The sequence below is a fragment of the Sodalis sp. (in: enterobacteria) genome, from assembly GCF_051710625.1.
GTDB lineage: Bacteria > Pseudomonadota > Gammaproteobacteria > Enterobacterales > Enterobacteriaceae > JBPESN01.
In genome coordinates this window covers 1-2051 of sequence record NZ_JBPESN010000122.1, presented here as the reverse complement: position 1 = coordinate 2051, position 2051 = coordinate 1, and the positions used below count along the sequence as shown (strand labels likewise).

The following is a 2051-nucleotide window of genomic DNA, read 5'->3' as shown; positions in this document are numbered from 1 at the left end:
GCCATGATGCCGCTGGCGCGAGAAGTATCGCCACCATGGCAACCCAGAGAGGCTTCCGCATGGGGCGCTGGCTCGCAGGCAGGCTCATGAAAGAGCTGGGGCTGGTCAGTTGTCAGCAGCCGACGCATAGGTATAAGCGTGGCGGTCAGGAGCATGTTGCGATCCCGAATTATCTTGAGCCCCAGTTTGCTGTAACGCAGCCAAACCAGGTATGGTGCGGCGATGTGACGTATATCTGGACCGGGAAACGCTGGGCATACCTTGCGGTTGTTCTTGCATCTGTTCGCGAGGAAAACGGTGGGCTGGGCTATGTCGTTCTCCCCGGACAGCAGACTGACCATCAAAGCACTGGAAATGGCATGGGAAACGCGTGGTAAACCAGCCGGAGTGATGTTCCACAGCGATCAGGGTAGCCACTATACGAGCAGGCAGTTCCGACAGTTGCTGTGGCGTTACCGGATCAAACAAAGCATGAGTCGGCGTGGTAACTGTTGGGATAACAGTCCGATGGAGCGCTTCTTCAGAAGTCTGAAAAACGAGTGGATACCGGTAACGGGCTACATAAGCTTCAGCGAAGCAGCTCATGAAATTACCGACTATATCGTGGGATATTACAGCGCACTCAGGCCGCATGAATATAACGGTGGGTTGCCACCAAACGAATCAGAAAATAGATACTGGAAAAACGCTAACGCGGTGGCCAGTTTTAGTTGACTACTATAAAATATCCTGGTGGGTCGCACTGGCCACCAGCTGGCCGTTGGGCGTGCTCAGGGTGGCGGCAGCCACAAAACCCTGCGGCTGTTTGGAGAGGATAATATGGGGATTAATCAGCTGGGTCTGCCATTTCGCCAGTTTAGCCAAACGCTTTTCCGCGTGTTGACGAATGGCGGGAGTGATATTTATTTACTTACCGGTAATGTTGATTATCATAGACTTACCTCTCTGCGTGTTTCCGTCAACATTGGTTAAGCATACCTGCAGTTGGTATCTTTTGTGTGATTTAGATCACTTTTTTCCCGGCGTGGCGGTGGAGGGAATGGGTTCTGTGAGCGGGGGTCAGGAACGGGATTTTTATCCTTGTCAGTGCATGCGCAACAAGGCTATATTATCAGGCTAACCTTTTAGAAACGGCGGCCAAAGCCGCCATTCATAGCACGTCTCGTCACGGCATCAGCCAGGATTCGCCGCTCTGATTTTCGACACTTTGTCCGCCTGGCCGCTCAACTGCAACTCCCGGTAGGCTTTTTCCATGTAGGGCAGCGCCTGGCATGTCGCCTGCGTGTCGGGGAAGTCGCGCAGCATTTGCTCCACGCGATTGGCCACCGCGACATAAGCACCGCGTTTGTCGTAGTACTCCACCACGGACAATTCATGCTTGGCCAGACGGTCTTTGAGATAAACCAGACGTTTGGTGGCATCCATGGCATACTGGCTGTTCGGATAACCTCGAATTAACTGCGTGAAATCACGGAACGCCGCGCGGGCATGCTCCGGGTTGCGATCGGAACGGTCTACGCCGAAGAATCCTTGCAATGCGCTGTCGTCAAGCGCCATATCGGTCAAACCCCGCATGTAAAGGACGTAGTCGACATTTGGATGAATTGGATTCAGCCGTAGAAAACGATCGATAGAGGCTTGCGCCAGCGGCAGATCGGCAGATTTGTAGTAGGCATAAATCAAGTCAAGCTGAACCTGCTGCGCGTAGGGACCGAACGGATAACGGTTGTCCAGCGCTTCAAGCTCCTTGATTGCGCCCTTGTAATTACCGTCCTGCAACTTTTGCTGCGCAGAGGCATAGATCTCGAAGGGGGAATTATCGGGAACGGCGTCTTTGTTACTGGAACAACCCGCCAGTACCAGGCAGAGTGTGGCGGCTGCCACCAGATATTTCATACATATCATGACGTTTTGCTTATTCCTCTGTAGTGGTCAACTAAAACTGGCCACCGCGTTAGCGTTTTTCCAGTATCTATTTTCTGATTCGTTTGGTGGCAACCCACCGTTATATTCATGCGGCCTGAGTGCGCTGTAATATCCCACGATATAGT

1 protein-coding gene and 2 pseudogenes are annotated in these 2051 nt (G+C 52.6%); 1 reads left to right on the top strand and 2 read right to left on the bottom strand.

All coding sequences use genetic code 11. The features are described from left to right. Positions 1-714, top strand: a pseudogene (locus ACTBDU_RS16385) (IS3 family transposase); the annotation flags it as partial. A 9-nt stretch (positions 715-723) separates the two neighbouring features. On the opposite strand, the pseudogene hpf reads toward ACTBDU_RS16385, so the two are convergent. Beyond that, positions 724-906, bottom strand: a pseudogene (gene hpf, locus ACTBDU_RS16380) (ribosome hibernation-promoting factor, HPF/YfiA family); the annotation flags it as partial. 267 nt (positions 907-1173) lie between these two features. Next, a complete protein-coding gene (bamD, locus tag ACTBDU_RS16375; protein ID WP_438807211.1) occupies positions 1174-1905 on the bottom strand; it encodes an outer membrane protein assembly factor BamD in 732 nt (243 codons plus the stop codon). Positions 1906-2051: the final 146 nt, after the last annotated feature.